Annotated in this window: 17 protein-coding genes; 10 read left to right on the top strand and 7 right to left on the bottom strand. The window is 39.1% G+C overall.

Going from position 1 to position 16029, the window contains the following annotated elements; all coding sequences use genetic code 11:
* Positions 1–434 precede the first annotated feature (434 nt).
* From H8A87_RS13665 to sanA, 7 genes are all read left to right on the top strand, one after another.
* A complete protein-coding gene (locus H8A87_RS13665; protein ID WP_198690504.1) occupies positions 435–803 on the top strand; it encodes a hypothetical protein in 369 nt (122 codons plus the stop codon).
* Positions 752–1525, top strand: a complete 774-nt coding sequence (locus tag H8A87_RS13660; protein ID WP_198690508.1) for a multinuclear nonheme iron-dependent oxidase — start codon at positions 752–754, stop codon at positions 1523–1525. Before H8A87_RS13665 ends, H8A87_RS13660 begins: the two co-directional genes overlap by 52 nt.
* A 164-nt stretch (positions 1526–1689) precedes the next feature.
* The gene (locus H8A87_RS13655; protein ID WP_198690503.1) at positions 1690–2307 is read left to right on the top strand and encodes a multinuclear nonheme iron-dependent oxidase; all 618 of its coding nucleotides are present in this window, start codon (positions 1690–1692) and stop codon (positions 2305–2307) included.
* A complete protein-coding gene (locus tag H8A87_RS13650) occupies positions 2300–2836 on the top strand; it encodes a hypothetical protein (protein ID WP_198690502.1) in 537 nt (178 codons plus the stop codon). The genes H8A87_RS13655 and H8A87_RS13650 overlap by 8 nt, the downstream gene beginning before the upstream one ends.
* Positions 2833–3258, top strand: coding sequence for an MATE family efflux transporter (locus H8A87_RS13645; protein ID WP_198690501.1), 426 nt, complete (start codon positions 2833–2835; stop codon positions 3256–3258). The genes H8A87_RS13650 and H8A87_RS13645 overlap by 4 nt, the downstream gene beginning before the upstream one ends.
* Positions 3259–3414: 156 nt before the next feature.
* The gene (locus H8A87_RS13640; RefSeq protein ID WP_198690500.1) at positions 3415–4053 is read left to right on the top strand and encodes a hypothetical protein; all 639 of its coding nucleotides are present in this window, start codon (positions 3415–3417) and stop codon (positions 4051–4053) included.
* A gap of 180 nt (positions 4054–4233) precedes the next feature.
* The gene (gene sanA, locus H8A87_RS13635; RefSeq protein ID WP_198690499.1) at positions 4234–4956 is read left to right on the top strand and encodes an outer membrane permeability protein SanA; all 723 of its coding nucleotides are present in this window, start codon (positions 4234–4236) and stop codon (positions 4954–4956) included.
* Positions 4957–5030: 74 nt separating this feature from the next.
* Here the strand turns inward: sanA and yeiB are convergent, their stop codons facing one another.
* The 3 genes from yeiB to H8A87_RS13620 all read right to left on the bottom strand — a co-directional run bounded on the left by yeiB (position 5031) and on the right by H8A87_RS13620 (position 8215).
* Entirely contained in the window at positions 5031–6188 is a 1158-nt protein-coding gene (gene yeiB / locus H8A87_RS13630; RefSeq protein ID WP_198690498.1) for a DUF418 domain-containing protein YeiB, read from the bottom strand.
* 15 nt (positions 6189–6203) lie between these two features.
* A complete protein-coding gene (folE, locus tag H8A87_RS13625) occupies positions 6204–6872 on the bottom strand; it encodes a GTP cyclohydrolase I FolE (RefSeq protein ID WP_198690497.1) in 669 nt (222 codons plus the stop codon).
* A gap of 158 nt (positions 6873–7030) precedes the next feature.
* Positions 7031–8215, bottom strand: coding sequence for a YbfB/YjiJ family MFS transporter (locus H8A87_RS13620; RefSeq protein ID WP_198690496.1), 1185 nt, complete (start codon positions 8213–8215; stop codon positions 7031–7033).
* A 238-nt stretch (positions 8216–8453) separates the two neighbouring features.
* On the opposite strand from H8A87_RS13620, the gene moeA reads away from it, so the two are divergent.
* A complete protein-coding gene (moeA, locus tag H8A87_RS13615; RefSeq protein ID WP_198690495.1) occupies positions 8454–9695 on the top strand; it encodes a molybdopterin molybdotransferase MoeA in 1242 nt (413 codons plus the stop codon).
* 12 nt (positions 9696–9707) lie between these two features.
* Positions 9708–10463 carry a molybdopterin-synthase adenylyltransferase MoeB gene (gene moeB, locus H8A87_RS13610; protein ID WP_198690494.1) on the top strand — a complete coding sequence of 252 codons (756 nt, stop codon included), beginning with the start codon at positions 9708–9710 and terminating at the stop codon, positions 10461–10463.
* A gap of 91 nt (positions 10464–10554) precedes the next feature.
* Here moeB and H8A87_RS13605 read toward each other — a convergent pair whose 3' ends face one another.
* Positions 10555–12150 (bottom strand): ABC-F family ATPase, encoded by a 1596-nt coding sequence (locus tag H8A87_RS13605; protein WP_198690493.1) that lies wholly within the window; start codon positions 12148–12150, stop codon positions 10555–10557.
* Between the two features lie 266 nt (positions 12151–12416).
* Here H8A87_RS13605 and H8A87_RS13600 point away from each other — a divergent pair, with 266 nt between their 5' ends.
* A complete protein-coding gene (locus H8A87_RS13600) occupies positions 12417–13424 on the top strand; it encodes a Gfo/Idh/MocA family protein (RefSeq protein WP_198690492.1) in 1008 nt (335 codons plus the stop codon).
* An 18-nt stretch (positions 13425–13442) separates the two neighbouring features.
* Here H8A87_RS13600 and H8A87_RS13595 read toward each other — a convergent pair whose 3' ends face one another.
* The 3 genes from H8A87_RS13595 to H8A87_RS13585 form a co-directional block, all read right to left on the bottom strand.
* Positions 13443–14675 carry an MFS transporter gene (locus H8A87_RS13595; protein ID WP_198690491.1) on the bottom strand — a complete coding sequence of 411 codons (1233 nt, stop codon included), beginning with the start codon at positions 14673–14675 and terminating at the stop codon, positions 13443–13445.
* Between the two features lie 199 nt (positions 14676–14874).
* Complete coding sequence (locus tag H8A87_RS13590; RefSeq protein WP_198690490.1) at positions 14875–15339, bottom strand: GNAT family N-acetyltransferase; 465 nt, start codon at positions 15337–15339, stop codon at positions 14875–14877.
* A 24-nt stretch (positions 15340–15363) separates the two neighbouring features.
* A complete protein-coding gene (locus H8A87_RS13585; protein WP_198690489.1) occupies positions 15364–15978 on the bottom strand; it encodes an LOG family protein in 615 nt (204 codons plus the stop codon).
* Between the last annotated feature and the right edge of the window lie 51 nt (positions 15979–16029).

Raw genomic sequence — 16029 nt, 5'->3', positions numbered from 1 at the left:
GGCTTAAACCGATCTCAGGTTAAATAGATATAAAACCACCCATAAGAGATTAATTTAGGATGCAGAAATCAAACTCCTTATATTGATATAAACATAAGAACATCCCCTGATATAATATATATTAACAAAGAGCATTCATATGATGCTTACTCTTTGTTTTTTATTTGATATTTTATTTTTTTGTTAAAAAACTTTATTTTTCTTGTTAATTCTGTTTTTATTTATTACATTCAATATTGAATGTGCCTTTTTCGTTCGATACATTCAAATACATAAAAACATAATCAGGAGAAATGAAATATGAAAAATGCAAAAAAATAGTCGTTAAAGTCAAAGATAAAGATAAAGAAATTACATGCGGCAACTATAATAAATAAAATTTATATTAACTCCTCTCTGTTTCATAGCAGAGAGGAGATTAAGGAGATAAGGAAATGATAAATTTAGCCTGTAGTTTCAATCCTGCATTTGAAAGTAATTTTCTGAAAATTAATGAAAAAATAAACCTAATGGAACTAGGATTTCTTGCCTACAATAAAATTTTTCAAGGAAAATCAACCCCCTTTCCTTTTAGAAAGGACTTATCTCTTTCCTTGCATATATCCAGATCACCAATAACAGAATGTAATTCTCATCAAGATATGTTTATTCAAGAAAAATTAGTGCCAATAAAAAAAGATTGCAGGATTAAAAGTTTTGGTTTTCATTTATGTGGTGATAGATGTGAAAATATAGGTGTTTTGGGTTTTTCATCTCACTATACATCATCTCAAGAAAAAGAAAAAATGCAATTAAATTCATAAAGAAAACCCAAGAAAAAATAGAAAAATCCATATGGATAGAAAATGCTAATTTTTATTCATCATCTCCAAAAGAGATTTATAATAATTGGCAAAGTTTCAACCACATATTAGATTCATCTGAAGCTAAAGCAATCATCGATTTGTCTCATTTAATTATTGATTGTAAAAATAACAACATAGAACCTTCTCTGTTAATCGGTTTCATTTCTTGGGAAAAAGTCATTGAACTACACCTTTCAGGTATTCATTGTAGTAAAGATGGAACGCTGCATGATGGGCATAATGTCGCAATATCTCCAATGGTATGGGATCTGTTAAAACAAATTCATAGTTTGAATTTACTCCATAAAAATATTTATATCAATATTGAACACAGCGATAAAGAATGGCAGAATAATCAAAATATTTATGATAAAGATTTCATGCTCTTAGAAGAGGTATTTTACAAATCAAAACCAAATCAATATATAAAACTTGACCCAGTAAAGTATGCAAGAAATTATTTAAAGAAAATAATAAAAGATGATATTGAAAACTTTAGTGAAATATTAGAGTTTTTAAAACTTAGTGAAGCAGAATTATTCAATGCTTGGTTTCATTATATAGAAAAGACAGGATATCGCATTTCACTTTCCGAAGATGATATGGATACAATTATCGCCACTAAATCTCAGTATATTATTAACTCATTTTCTCATTTTATAGAAGAGATTAAAATATGAAGATAGGTATTAATTGGTCTGGCCAAAGAGAATTATCTACTTTAATTGAATTTTTAAAAATCAACAATATAGATTTCATTGAGATATGAATTGATAACTTTCTTAATACAAACCCCGATTCGATATTGAAAATATTAGAGGGTAGACAGTATGCATTTCACATTATGAACTCACAGTTCTTACACCGTTCAGAAGATAATTTACGCGAAATAGCATGGTTGATTAACAGATTAGATAAGGCCTTGAAGCCAATATATATATCTGATCATATTGGTTTATTTTTCATAGAAAATCTATCTACACCACAAATGCTAGAGATCAACTATGAAGAGGATTTTGATATGGTGAATCAAAAAATAGAAATTTGGCAATCAATATTAAATACGTCCATATTTTTAGAGAATTATCCATCCGTTATCCCCCAAGTTAATACACAATCGGAATTTTATTATCACTTAATAAAGAAAACAAGCTGTAATTTGTTGTTTGATATATCGAATGCTGTAGTTGCTGATAAAAACAAAGGGGAGTCAAAAGAAAATTGGTTAAAATCACTACCCTATACACAACATTATCATATTGCGGGATTTGAGCCTTGCACAAAAGGCGATTTTTTTATAGGTACACATAACACATGTATTGATTTAGAAACCACAAAATTCCTAGAAAAAATAACCAACTATTATAATATAGAAACTATCTCAATAGAACGTGACGATAACTTAAGCGTCTCTGACTGGTCCAAAGATATACGAACTGTGCATAGGTATTCTAATGCGTAACATATTTTATAAATCCATAATCAATCCTGCTGTTGATTACCCTTTAACTACATTGGAAAAACAATTCAAAGATTTAATTATTGATGCATCAAGAAATTTGATAAAAATGGGATCTCCTGAAATTAGCTCTCACTTTAACATCAATGATAATTATGTTTATAATAAATTTATTTCATGGTGTCATGATAACAATGAATATACAGATTGGAGATTAGGAGTTTCTTTAGTAAAGTATTTTCATAGCATGATGTTAACCACGAAGATTAAAATAATAGAAGAATTAATATTATTATCTTGTTCACAATGGACTTACATGAATAAATCAAAAAAAACAACTATTGTTATTATTTACGGCGGAATAAATGAAAAATTATTTTGTGCAGAAAAATCGACTCAGGCCGATAAATTTCGTGACATTTTTTATATCAAAATAGATAAAGATAACTACCCTGTTGAAAAAAATGATTTTTTCTTTTGGGAATTAGAAGATGATGATGACATTCCAAAATTACCAGGAGTAAGAATATGATAACTAAATTTATTTCAAGAGCGATCATCATCTCATCAACCCGTTTTGTCGCACTATCATTACCGCTATGTGACATGATTATGTTAGGACATCAAGGGAATGAATACGTAAAAAATTTTTCGGTTGCAGTACAATTGAGTCAAATTTTTGTCATTTTAGCAGTCATGCTTAGTATTGGTATAAATATTGTGATTGGAAAATCAGATAGAGATCGAGATAAATATATACAAGGGATTTTTAGATATTCAATTTATCTTTCATTTTGTCTTTTTATCACCAGTTTAATCATGTCAATTTTTATTTATAATAACAATGTAGCTTTTTTATCTTATCTTATTCTAAGTATTAGTATTTTTCCATTATGTATTTATATCAGCTTTGCTAACATATTAGAATCTATTGATTTAGAAAAAAATTTTTAATTATCACCATATATATCTCTATTGCAAATTTGCTATTAAATTATATATTCATACAATGCTTCACTAATAGTGCTGTGGCAGTATCTATATCAACCTGTTTTGTAAGAATATTAATATTACTACCTATTGTTAGCTTACTTTTAAAAAAAGATAAAATTGACACCTAAAAAAATAAATAACTTGAACATGGAATTGTTAAAATTAGGAGGAAGTAATGCTGTGACTAGCCTTTTTTTTACAGGAGGATTATCTCTTCTTGTAATATATATAGCAAAAAACATGGAAGCAGAATATTCAGCATTTTTTGGTTTAACTTTGAATTTTATGAATACTATTTCTGTTATTTTTGTTGGAATGGCAATATCTTTAAGTATTTCACTAACAAAGAATAATGACAACATTAAAACCGTTACCATCAGTTATCTTAAACAATCCATGTTATATATTGTGTGTTTTTCATTGATTTTTTATATTACCACTCCGTTGTTATCTTACATTTACTTAGGGCATAAAAATAAACTATTAATTGAGTATTTTATATTATCCATTGGTGTTATTGCATTTGATGGCATCGCCCAAGCCTTCATTTCAGCGCTACGTGTATATGGGATGTCAAAGATCCCGCCACTATTCAGACTATCGTTAATATTCATTGGAATTCCTTTATCATTTGTTTTTTCCATAGACAATAATCCGATTTCAAATATTATCATATTCATGATGATTGGCAATTTACTAGCGAGTTTATTTTGTGTTTTTTACTTTATTAAAAATTTCTCCTGCATAAAAAAATAAACTGATTAACCCCATTTATAACATTAAATTCACATCATGAAGGCTGCTGATACGCACCATAACTGGCATGATCGAATCAGATTAGCCCTGATATAAATCACCGAAAACTTGCTTCGGTATTTCAAGTAAAGTAGCCTTTAGGGCATTGGCTCATCAGCACATTTAAGGCAAACAAAAATCATGTGGAAGCGCTTGATTACGGGTCTAATTTTTATCATTGCTGTCCTTATGCTGACAGCTATTATGCTTGATCGTTGGGTTAGCTGGAAAACCGCTCCTTACATTTTCGATGATCTCAGGCAACTTCCTGAGCGAGAAGTCGGTATGGTACTCGGCACATCCAAATATTATAAGACCGGTAAATATAACCAATATTATTTCTACCGTATTCAAGGAGCTGTTAACGCTTACAACAGTGGGAAAGTCAAATATCTGCTATTGAGCGGAGATAATGCGCAGCACAATTATAATGAGCCAATTACTATGCGAAAGGATCTGATCAAGGCGGGAATTCCAGCTAGCAACATCGTGATGGACTTTGCGGGTTTCAGAACATTGGACTCGATTGTCAGAACCCGCAAGGTATTTGATACCGACGATTTTACTATTATCACCCAACGCTTCCATTGTGAACGAGCCTTGTTTATTGCTATGCATCTGGGTATTGAAGCACAATGTTATGCTGTTCCCTCCCCTAAAAATATGATGACCATTCGTTTTAGGGAAGTATTTGCACGTCTTGGAGCCTTGACCGATCTCTATATTTTAAAGCGTGAACCTCGCTTTTTGGGCCCGTTAACGCCGATCCCTGCTCCACATGCCGTACCAAGCGGGCTTCAAGGTTATCCCGCCGTATCACCAGAAGAGTTACAGGAGTTAGAAAAAAAATCTCGCGGGAAATAAGAACAGGAAACGAATCAGTACAGAAAAAGAGCCTATTGGATATCAGGCTCTTCACTTCTTACTAAAATTTTTGCTTATACTTTGCCTGCCAATTTTGCCGTTAAACCACGCCAGAGCTGTTCCATCGGCCCTTGAGAGTAACGCTTCAACCACCAGCAAGCAAACCAGATATTCAATGTCCAGATAAATGGAATAAATACCATCAACTCTAAACGAGTAAACTGGCCAAATAACTCAAAGCGATAAAAAAGTGTGGTACAAATCAGAGTTTGCAGCAAGTAGCTGGTCAATGCCATTCTTCCAACCTGCCGGAGCCAAAAAGTGACTCGCCAGCACGAAATGACAGGCCAGTATCCATAAATCAGCGCGATATAAGCCAATGCCAACAGCGGTGTTCCCAATTCAGTAATAGTATAGCGGACAGTCCACGACGCAAAATAACTGTAAGGATATAAATACTGTATTGACAAGGCGATACCTTGAATCATCATGCCAACGGGAATTAGACATAATGCCAAGCGACGGTAATGTTTGCGGCTAAATTCACCTTTCAACCAACCATTACGTAATAACATGGCACCACCCAGCATAACTCCAACTATTTGCCAGCCATATTGCACGATCACCACAATCATCACACCACTTATTTGACGGATACGATGCTCTATAGCCAATAAGCCGCCATAAGTTTTCCAGTAGCTTTCATGAGAAATATCTTCCGGAGTTGGCTGCCAGAATGAATTATTTTCCCCCACAGGAAACAGCCCCAGAAGATAAAACATCATCACGCCGAACAAGTAGAAAGTAGCCGCTGTAGTAAACAACTTTTGACGAGTATTGATAAAATGAAATGCCAATAAGCCGACAATGCCATAAGACAACAAGATATCGCCATCCCATAACAAAATACCGTGCAGCAAACCAATAGCAGCCAGAATCAGTAACCTGGGAATGTTCCAATCACGTCCTCGCTGCCGAAGCAATTCGAGTGATGCCCCAAACAACAACGTCAGGATGAACAGAAATTTTCCCTGAGTAAAGATACTCAAGACAGACCATGTCACCACATCAGAGAATGAGACTAAATCTTTATAAAACAGATTCATGTAGGCAGCATATGGCAAGCCAAAACTGGAAATATTCAACAACAATATTCCTAAAATGGCAAAACCACGCACACTATCAAGTCTCTCAATTCTCTGGTGTATTACTCCATGACAACTATGTTCCATGATAATAAAGATTCATCATGATAATTGTAGGTGACGTACGGCACGCAGGAATTCCTGTCGTGTATTCTGGCTGGTTTTAAATAACCCTCCCAGAGAAGTCGTCGTCGTCGTGCTGGTCGCATCGCGAATGCCACGTGCTTTCACACAATAATGGACGGCATCAATGGAAACAGCAACATTGTTCGTGCCAAGCAGCGTTTGCAGAGCGATCAAAATCTGCTGCGTCAAACGCTCCTGCACTTGTGGGCGCTGTGCAAAAAACTGGACGATACGGTTAATCTTCGACAAACCAATCACTTTATCCTTAGGGATATAAGCAACAGTGGCTTTGCCATCAATAGTCACAAAATGGTGTTCACAAGTGCTGGTCATTGTAATATCACGCACTGTTACCATCTCATCCACTTTCATTTTATTTTCTATCAGAGTAATTTTCGGGAAATTGTTATAGTCCAATCCTGAAAATATCTCATCCACATACATTTTCGCGATACGACTTGGCGTATCCGCCAAACTATCATCACTCAAGTCGAGATTTAACAGCTTCATAATTTCTGTCATGTGTTCCTCAATGCGCACTTTACGAACCTCTGGCTCCAGAGTTTGCTCACGCAATGGGGTTTCAAGACCACGGGCGACCAGTGCCGAATGCACCAGCGCGGCTTCTGTACTTAAGGATGACATCAGTTTCTCCAAGAGTAATACTTTCCGTTACTTGACGGATAATCGAGACGCTTATTTTACGCAGATATCAATGAATGTAACACCACACGATGTTTACATTAAATCCGTTCATATCGTATCTGCGCATAACTATACCTGCACGTCATCAATGCGCCAAATTAAGATAGCTCACGATGAATATTGTTGCGATAAAATACCAGTAACCCAGCAATGACCAAACCAATAAATGCGATATACAGGACAGGTTCCAGTTTGCCTGTCAACCATGTCGAAATAGCTGACAACATCGGCCCAACCAATTGCCCCAACGCATAACCTGTGGTCAATAATCCCGCCATGTAGCGGGCATGTTTGGGAGCCAATTCACGACCATACTGCAAAGCCAGTTGCACTACGCACATAAATCCACCGCCTACCAGCAATGCGCCAATCATCAACCCACCAATACCTGGCAACATTTCAGCAATCAAAATGCCCAGAGCCTGAAGCCATAACGTGATCGCCAAGCGGATTTGAGTCGTTGATATATTACGCATCAAAATTCCCAGCATAATGCCAAGTACAGATGCGCCACCAAATATTGGCCAGACAAATTGGGCAAACAGGCTGTCAGGAAAACGCTCTGCCGCCATTTGAGAAAGAAATGTCGCAGGCAAGATATAGCCGAACCCAGCCAGACTGTAACACCATACCAATCGCTTGATTTCCGGTGTCAGGGTGAGTTTTTGGATTACAGTTTGCGGACGGTGTAGTTCGCCATTACGGGGCAAATGACGGCTAACATAAATACTGAGCAACAGCGCCAGAATGCCATATAACATCCACGCACTGGCTGCGCTCATCTGCCACGATTGAATCCCCATCGCCAGCACGCCACTGATAAAGATCCCTATTCCTGGCCCGGAGAAAACCGCAGCACTTAACCCGGGACGATCCAGTTTTCCTAACTCATCATTCGCCCACGCCGCCGCCAGTACCAACGTCCAGCCACTTGCCCAGCCAATAAAAAAACGGGCGATACTGTGCAATACTGGCCCATCTAACAATGCAGAAAGCAACGTGATAATCACGGCTCCCCATAATCCGCTCCACAAGCGATATTCAACAAAACGCTGCGCCCGCATCGCATCATAGGAGCCGGCCAGATAACCAAGGTAATTGAATGCCGCAACAATTCCTGCTCCCGTCAATGTGAGTTGGAATTCGGCAATCATCAACGGAACTTGTGGAGTAAAAGTGAAACGCCCTATTCCCATTGCAACAACCAAAGCGAGGAAACCGCTTAATGCAATCTGAAAAGCCTGATAATGACGTCCACGAGATGTGATAATTTGATTGCTCATAGTGATTAAATTGTAATTAAATCAGTTGGATTGGTTGAAATTATGCAGTTATAACAAATCATGAATATAATATACATCTTTTCTTAACCCTCCCCCTTCCTCTGGGCAATAGCAATTGTAGTGACCATTTGCCATCATTCCCCATCAAAGCAATCTTTGCCATAATGCGTCCAATACAAGAATAAACGCTTTCTCACAATCTGGGATATCCGCAATTTGCGGCATATAGGGAGTTCTCATGGATCACTGTCATACCTCAGGCTTAATCTCACTTGAACAGGCACTAGAAAAATTCCTGGCACAAACCGTTCCCCTGACGACCACAGAAACCATTAACCTGACCGAATCTGCTGGTCGTATCACCTCCACCGATATTATTTCCCCCATCAACGTTCCTCCTTTTGATAATTCAGCAATGGATGGCTACGCCATTCGCCTTGCGGATCTTAATGAAAACCAGACCTTGCCAGTGGCAGGCAAGGCGCTGGCGGGTATGCCGTTGCAGGGAGAATGGTTGGCTGGCAGCTGTATCCGTATCATGACTGGCGCCCCTATCCCTTCTGGTGCTGATGCCGTTGTGATGCAAGAACAAACGGAGGTCACTGAAACGGGAATTTGGTTCCTTCATCCGGTCAAACAGGGGCAAAACATTCGTACCATTGGGGAAGATATCGCCCAAAATGCGATGGTACTGTCAAAAGGAACCAAACTCTCTACAGCACAATTGCCGCTGATTGCTTCGCTAGGCATTGCAAAGGTTAGGGTTATCCGCAAACTAAAAGTCGCCATTTTTTCTACTGGCGACGAATTGCAAGCTATCGGTGAACCATTACAGGCTGGCCAGATTTACGATACCAACCGTTTGGCCGTTCGCCTGATGCTGGAAAAACTGGACTGTGAAGTTATCGATCTGGGCGTGATCCCCGATAATCCTGAGACATTGCGCCAAACCTTTATCGAAGCGGATAAACAAGCAGACTTAGTTATCAGCAGCGGTGGAGTTTCTGTGGGTGAAGCGGATTATACTAAACAGATTTTGGATGAAGTGGGAAAAATCGGTTTTTGGAAACTCGCCATTAAACCGGGTAAGCCTTTCGCATTTGGCAAACTGGAAAATGCGTGGTTCTGTGGCTTGCCGGGCAATCCCGTCTCTGCCGTGTTGACCTTCTATCAACTGGTACAACCGCTGATTGCCCGCCTGTCCGGCTTTACTGCATGGCAAGCGCCAATGCGCCTCACCGCCAAAACTACAACACCACTGAAAAAATCTCCCGGAAGGCTGGATTTCCAACGCGGTATCGCGGACATCAATGAACATGGCGAATTAGAAGTACAAACTACTGGGCATCAAGGTTCCCATATTTTCAGTTCATACAGCTTCGGTAACTGCTTTATCGTCTTGGAACGGGAGCGTGGGCACGCTGCGGCTGGCGAAACAGTACAAATTGAATTCTTCAATCATTTACTAAAAAATCAATAAGATAATAAAATAATGACTCTCGAACTTACCGATGAAGAAACCTTGCGTTATAACCGACAAATTGTCTTACGTGGTTTCGATTTCGACGGGCAGGAGAAATTAAAATCCGCCAAGGTGCTGATAGTGGGCGCAGGAGGCCTCGGTTGCGCGACTTCCCAATATCTTACTGCGGCTGGTGTAGGAACAATCACCCTGCTGGATTTTGATACCGTTTCTCTCTCCAACCTGCAACGGCAAATTCTCCATCGCGACGAACGCATTGGTACGCCGAAAGTGCATTCAGCCGCACTGACACTGCGGGAGATTAACCCGCATGTCACCATTAATCCCATTGAAGGGCTATTGGATGATCCGGCGCTAGATGAATTAATCAGCCAACACGAAGTTGTGCTCGATTGTACAGATAACGTTGCTATTCGCGAACAACTCAACCACCTATGTTACGGGCGTAAAATACCGTTGATTTCTGGTGCTGCCATTCGGATGGAAGGTCAACTTTCCGTCTTTACTTACCAGCCGGGAGAACCTTGCTATCGCTGTTTAAGCCGATTATTTGGTGAAAACAGCCTGACATGCGTTGAAGCGGGGGTGATGGCGCCATTGGTGGGAACCATCGGCTCCTTACAGGCAATGGAGGTAATTAAGCTCCTGACTCAATATGGGAAAACCTGTCATGGCAAGGTATTACTGTTCGATGCGATGACGATGCAATTCCGTGAGATAAGACTGCCTAAAGATCCTCGGTGTGAGGTTTGCAAGGAACAATGATCATATCCCCTTCACCTTTCAAGTTGCAGCAACTTGAAAGGTGAAGGGGATCGCCCCGTAAAATCAACGGGGCTATTACCGTTAGGCAAAATTACTCAACAATGCCCTGACTTCCCAGATACTCATCATAAGTACCTTTAAAATCAATCACCTTATCGGATTTAATTTCCAGAATACGGCTGGCTAATGAGCTAACGAATGATCGGTCATGGGAGACGAAAATCAGCGTTCCTTGGTAGAGTTCCAGCGCAAGGTTCAAAGATTCAATAGATTCCATATCCAAGTGGTTGGTTGGTTCATCCATCACCAAAATATTTGGATTGTGCATCATCAGCTTACCAAACAGCATCCGGCCTTGTTCACCACCGGAAAGCACACCCACTTTCTTTTTGATATCATCCTGACCGAACAGCAAGCGACCGAGAATACTGCGTACTGCCTGCTCATCATCACCTTCGCGCTTCCACTGACTCATCCAATCAAAGACTGTCATATCACAGTTAAAGTCACTGGCGTGATCCTGCGCATAATAGCCAATGGAGCTGTTTTCAGACCATTTAACCGTACCGCTATTGGGTTCCGCTTCGCCAATCAGGGTTTTCAGGAATGTCGTTTTACCGATACCGTTTTCACCAATCACCGCCATCTTCTCGCCAACTTCCATCAGCAAATTCAGGTTTTTGAATAGTGGCTCATTATCGTAACCCTTGGTCAAGCTTTCCAATTCCAATGCATTACGGAATAGTTTCTTATCCTGATCAAAACGGATATAAGGGTTCTGGCGGCTGGAAGCCTTCACTTCTGCTAGCTGGATCTTGTCAATCTGACGGGCGCGGGAAGTCGCCTGTTTGGATTTAGAAGCATTGGCACTAAAGCGGCTAACAAATGCCTGCAAGTCAGCAATCTGTGCTTTCTTCTTCGCATTATCTGCCACCAGACGTTCACGAGCCTGCGTTGCGGCCACCATGTATTCATCATAGTTGCCAGGGAACAGGTGCAGTTCGCCATAATCCAAATCAGCCATATGAGTACATACAGTATTCAGGAAATGACGGTCATGGGAAATGATGATCATAGTGCTATTACGGTCATTGAGCACTTGCTCCAACCAGCGGATAGTATCGATATCCAAGTTGTTGGTTGGCTCATCGAGCAGCAAGACATCAGGATTAGAAAACAGCGCCTGAGCCAGCAATACACGCAATTTCCAGCCAGGAGCCACTGCGCCCATCAATCCATAATGCAGCTCTACAGGAATACCCACACCCAGCAGCAATTCACCAGCACGGGATTCGGCACTGTAACCATCCATTTCACCATAAGCGACTTCCAGATCAGCCACACGGTAGCCATCTTCTTCGCTCATTTCCATCATGGCATAAATGCGGTCACGTTCCTGTTTGACTTTCCACAGTTCCGAGTGCCCCATGATGACGGTATCCAGCACGGTATATTCTTCGAAAGCAAACTGATCCTGACGCAACTTACCCAGACGCTCATTAGGATCAAGGCTGACGTTACCAGAGGTTGGCGTTAAATCTCCGCCCAAGATTTTCATGAAAGTAGATTTACCTGCCCCATTCGCACCAATCAGACCATAACGGTTGCCGTTGCCGAATTTGACAGAAATATTTTCAAACAGTGGCTTACTGCCAAACTGCATAGTGATGTTGTTTGTACTTAACACAACTTTTGCTCTTAAAGTGAATAAAAAGGGATTTAGAAAATCGATAGCCGCGCATTATGCCACAACAAGAAAAAAGTATCGCCAGAATGCATCTCCCCCTTCCTCAAAATCAGAGAGAAAAACCAATCAACCAAATGATTAATAAATGAATCTTCCTTAAAAATAGCCCAATTTATCAAACAGGAAAATATAGAACACAGCACTGTACTATTATAGACTTCATCTGAATTTAACAACTCAACAATTTGATATACCGGAAAAATACAATGCAAAAAGTGAGATGGGGTATTATTGGTTGTGGTGATGTAACTGAAGTAAAAAGTGGCCCAGCTTTTTATAAACTAGAGGACTCTGAATTGATGGCGGTAATGCGTCGCAATGCTGATTTAGCCAAAGATTTTGCCGAACGGCACAAGGTCAGAAAATGGTATTCAGATGCCGAATCTTTGATTAATGATCCTGAAATCGATGCCATATACATTGCTACTCCACCCTCTACCCACAAAGAATATACAATCTTGGCAGCACAAGCAGGAAAAAGTGTTTATGTCGAAAAACCAATGGCACTAACATTCGCAGAGTGCAACGAAATGATTGCCATCTGCCGATTTCAAAAAGTCCCACTGTTTGTCGCTTACTATCGCAGGGCTTTGCCTCGGTTCATCAAAATAAAAGAGTTAATTGATTCTGGAGCAATTGGCACACCGCGGATTGTAAATTGCATGCTATTCAGAGAAATGGCTTCTATCTATCAAGATCCCGATAATTTGCCGTGGTTTGTAAAGCCAGAAATATCCGGTGGTGGCTTATTTGTTGATTTAGCTTGCCACACACTGGATATATTGGATTTTCTGCTAGGTAAAATTATCTCAGTTAAAGGGCATGCCAATTCACAGGCAAAAGCCTATCCTGCCGAAGATTGCGTCTCTATGTCATTCATGTTCGAACAACATATTCAAGGCGTTGGCATCTGGAATTTTGTCGCGAATTCTCGCGAAGATAAAGTCGAAATCATGGGTACGAAAGGCAAAATAACTTTTGCGACATTTGGTGATTCTCCCATTTCATACTATGACGAAAATAACCTACTGCATCAGTATCATTTCGAAAATCCTAAACATATTCAAATGCCATTGATCCAAACGGTTATTGATGAAATACAAGGTAATGGTATCTGTCCATCCAACGGAGAATCTGCCGCCCGCACCAGTTGGATTATCGACGAAGTGTTAAAAGAGTATCGAGCTGTTTTAAACACCAGCGCCAAAAAGTGATCGTATTATGGCTAGCATTTAGCTGGCCAATTCACTCTGATCAAACTTCTCATTCTTGCCAATTGCTATTCCTAAAACAGCCTGCATAGCAAGAGTCAGTGTGCACATCCATAATACAATCGTCCATGATCCCGTAAAATCATGGACATAGCCAGAAACCAACGGGCCACAGAACGCAATTAAATAACCGATTGATTGCATCATGGAGTTTGCTTTTGTCACATTAGCTGTATCATTAAACCTCAGTAAAGGCAGTAAAAATGTAATTCCTGCACAAATACCCGCCCCTGCTCCCATAATCGAAATGGCAATAGGAATTAGGCTGTTACCTCCATAGATGAGAATCAACATTCCGACTATGACAATGATCGGATTGATAAAAAATAGAATTTTCTGTTGTTTAATTTTATAGATATAGAATGATGATAATGTGGCAAAAGGAATAGCAATGAGAGGAAATAACGATGCATAGAATGCAGATTTAGTTTCACTTAATCCATAAGAACTAATCAATTCAGGAAACCAAGCCGTGATGATAAAAAAATTGAATGACAGAATTGCAAAATACATTGCCATAATCCAACACGGGATACTCACCCATGGGTTGATTGCTCGCTCAAGACGATCATAATTCTCATTGCTGACAGACGTTTTGTTATCGACTGATATCGGTTTATTACTGGAAAACAGTACAATTAAAAGAATCGAAAGTACGGGAATAAATACCCAAGCCAATGAAACTTCGTTCCAAGATATATCAAATATATGCTTAATCGGTAAAGTTAAAGCAGTTGCTATTGCAGGCCCCAAATACAGGGAAGCCGTATAGGCTGAAGATAATATAGCTATTCTGCCATTACCTAACTGCTTAAAAAATGAGGGTAACGCGATATTTCCCAATGCAATGGCAAACCCAAACATCACAGTAGAAACCAATAATAAAATAACGGAGCTATTTAACCTAAGAAAATAAGCCAAAATAGCAATGACAAAAGTCATTACCAAGGTCTTATACAATCCTATTTTATTTTCAAAATAAGGAGTTAAAGGTGAAAAAAGAAAAAAACAAAGCGGTGACAATGAAGTTATCAGCCCTAGTGTCGAGTGATTTATTTTTAAATCATCCATAATTTCCAATGACATAGGTGGGATATAAGATATCGGTATTCGTAACCCCAATCCCGCTATAATGATAAACAATGACAACTTCAAAATGTAACTATTATTACTTTTATAGTTTGATAATTTCATTGCTCCACCATTTTGTTTTTCTAGATTAACTTGATTTATTTAACCTCAATTTACTCTGATTTTGGGAGAGAAATGTTTTTTTAGCAAGAATTAGAAAAGGATGAACGGACAAAAAATAACGCATGGAAACTAAAAATAGGAACTAAAAGACGCTAACCATCAGAATATAGCTCTGATGGTTTAATATAAAATTTACTGATCACAAGGCAATCGCCATAGTTCTATTAACTTCTTGATATTCTCCTCTTTCATAAAAACGTATTGCATCAATATTCTGAGACAATACCGTCAATTCCAGGTGTGAATAATGATTTTCCTGCGCCCATTTTTTCATTCCAGCCAGTAATTTCTGACCAATCCCCAGATTTCTGGCATCCTGACTCACTATCAAATCAAAAACATAGCCATAAGTTCTGGGAATCAAGCAATTAAAAGATGGTGTCTTTTGCTCTTGCGCAATGGCAAACCCCTTGATATCACCATTCTCATCTTCTGCAACAATTAAATGAAACTTGTCATTATTCACATTAGCAACAATAAAATTTCTGTCTTGTTCAGTTGCTTTCAGCCTATCTGGCTGCAACACAGCCATTTCACAAAATAAGACATAATAAAGTGATAATATAACCTCAACATCCTGCATAGTAGCAGCTCTTATTAACATTTCATTTCTCCCTACCTTTTGAAATCATTCGGTATAAGTTTTTATCGAAGGAACGGTATAATAATTAAAACGGTCGAGTAATAGGATAGGATCTTGTTCAATAATTGCCATATAGCGATATTTTTCCTGCAAGAATTGCTCATCAGCCATTTTATCAATCATTGAAATTAGCGGGTCATAGAATTGATTGATATTGAGGATGCCACAAGGTTTGCTATTCAAGCCAATCATGCTCCAAGTAAAAACCTCACTGAATTCTTCCAATGTGCCAAAACCACCGGGCAAAGCAACAAAACCCTCTGCCAGCTCGATCATCTTGCTTTTGCGCTGATGCATGGTTTCCACGATATGGAGTTCGGATAGGTTTTTATGGGAAATTTCACGTTCTTCCAGCAGAGCCGGAATTACCCCAATCACTTTGCCGCCCTCCTTTAAAACAGTATCTGCGACGGTTCCCATAATCCCCACGCTGGCACCACCGTAGACTAAAGTAATACCGCGTTTAACCAACTCTTTCGCAAAAGATATCGCACTTTCTTTATAAATTTCAGATACGCCGAGGCTTGAGCCACAATAAACCGCAATACTCTTTACAGGGCTGTTTTTTTCTGAAGATTTTTTCACCGTAATCTCTTTCATTGCTAAACTCCATTATTGTTTTTTAGTTTCTGATTATACGTTAGCCTAACG

Source organism: Xenorhabdus lircayensis (assembly GCF_016306625.1).
Lineage (GTDB): Bacteria > Pseudomonadota > Gammaproteobacteria > Enterobacterales > Enterobacteriaceae > Xenorhabdus > Xenorhabdus lircayensis.
This window is presented reverse-complemented; position numbering and strand designations above follow the sequence as displayed.

What these genes read in the sequence shown, in the direction of transcription:
- H8A87_RS13590 (WP_198690490.1), bottom strand. Translation starts at nt 15,339, where the DNA reads ATGTTAATAAGAGCTGCTACTATGCAGGATGTTGAGGTTATATTATCA.
- H8A87_RS13665 (WP_198690504.1), top strand. Translation starts at nt 435, where the DNA reads ATGATAAATTTAGCCTGTAGTTTCAATCCTGCATTTGAAAGTAATTTT.
- yeiB (WP_198690498.1), bottom strand. Translation starts at nt 6,188, where the DNA reads ATGGAACATAGTTGTCATGGAGTAATACACCAGAGAATTGAGAGACTT.
- H8A87_RS13645 (WP_198690501.1), top strand. Translation starts at nt 2,833, where the DNA reads ATGATAACTAAATTTATTTCAAGAGCGATCATCATCTCATCAACCCGT.
- H8A87_RS13600 (WP_198690492.1), top strand. Translation starts at nt 12,417, where the DNA reads ATGCAAAAAGTGAGATGGGGTATTATTGGTTGTGGTGATGTAACTGAA.
- folE (WP_198690497.1), bottom strand. Translation starts at nt 6,872, where the DNA reads ATGTCATCCTTAAGTACAGAAGCCGCGCTGGTGCATTCGGCACTGGTC.
- H8A87_RS13655 (WP_198690503.1), top strand. Translation starts at nt 1,690, where the DNA reads ATGAACTCACAGTTCTTACACCGTTCAGAAGATAATTTACGCGAAATA.
- H8A87_RS13595 (WP_198690491.1), bottom strand. Translation starts at nt 14,675, where the DNA reads ATGAAATTATCAAACTATAAAAGTAATAATAGTTACATTTTGAAGTTG.
- H8A87_RS13620 (WP_198690496.1), bottom strand. Translation starts at nt 8,215, where the DNA reads ATGAGCAATCAAATTATCACATCTCGTGGACGTCATTATCAGGCTTTT.
- moeA (WP_198690495.1), top strand. Translation starts at nt 8,454, where the DNA reads ATGGATCACTGTCATACCTCAGGCTTAATCTCACTTGAACAGGCACTA.
- H8A87_RS13650 (WP_198690502.1), top strand. Translation starts at nt 2,300, where the DNA reads ATGCGTAACATATTTTATAAATCCATAATCAATCCTGCTGTTGATTAC.
- sanA (WP_198690499.1), top strand. Translation starts at nt 4,234, where the DNA reads ATGTGGAAGCGCTTGATTACGGGTCTAATTTTTATCATTGCTGTCCTT.
- moeB (WP_198690494.1), top strand. Translation starts at nt 9,708, where the DNA reads ATGACTCTCGAACTTACCGATGAAGAAACCTTGCGTTATAACCGACAA.
- H8A87_RS13585 (WP_198690489.1), bottom strand. Translation starts at nt 15,978, where the DNA reads ATGAAAGAGATTACGGTGAAAAAATCTTCAGAAAAAAACAGCCCTGTA.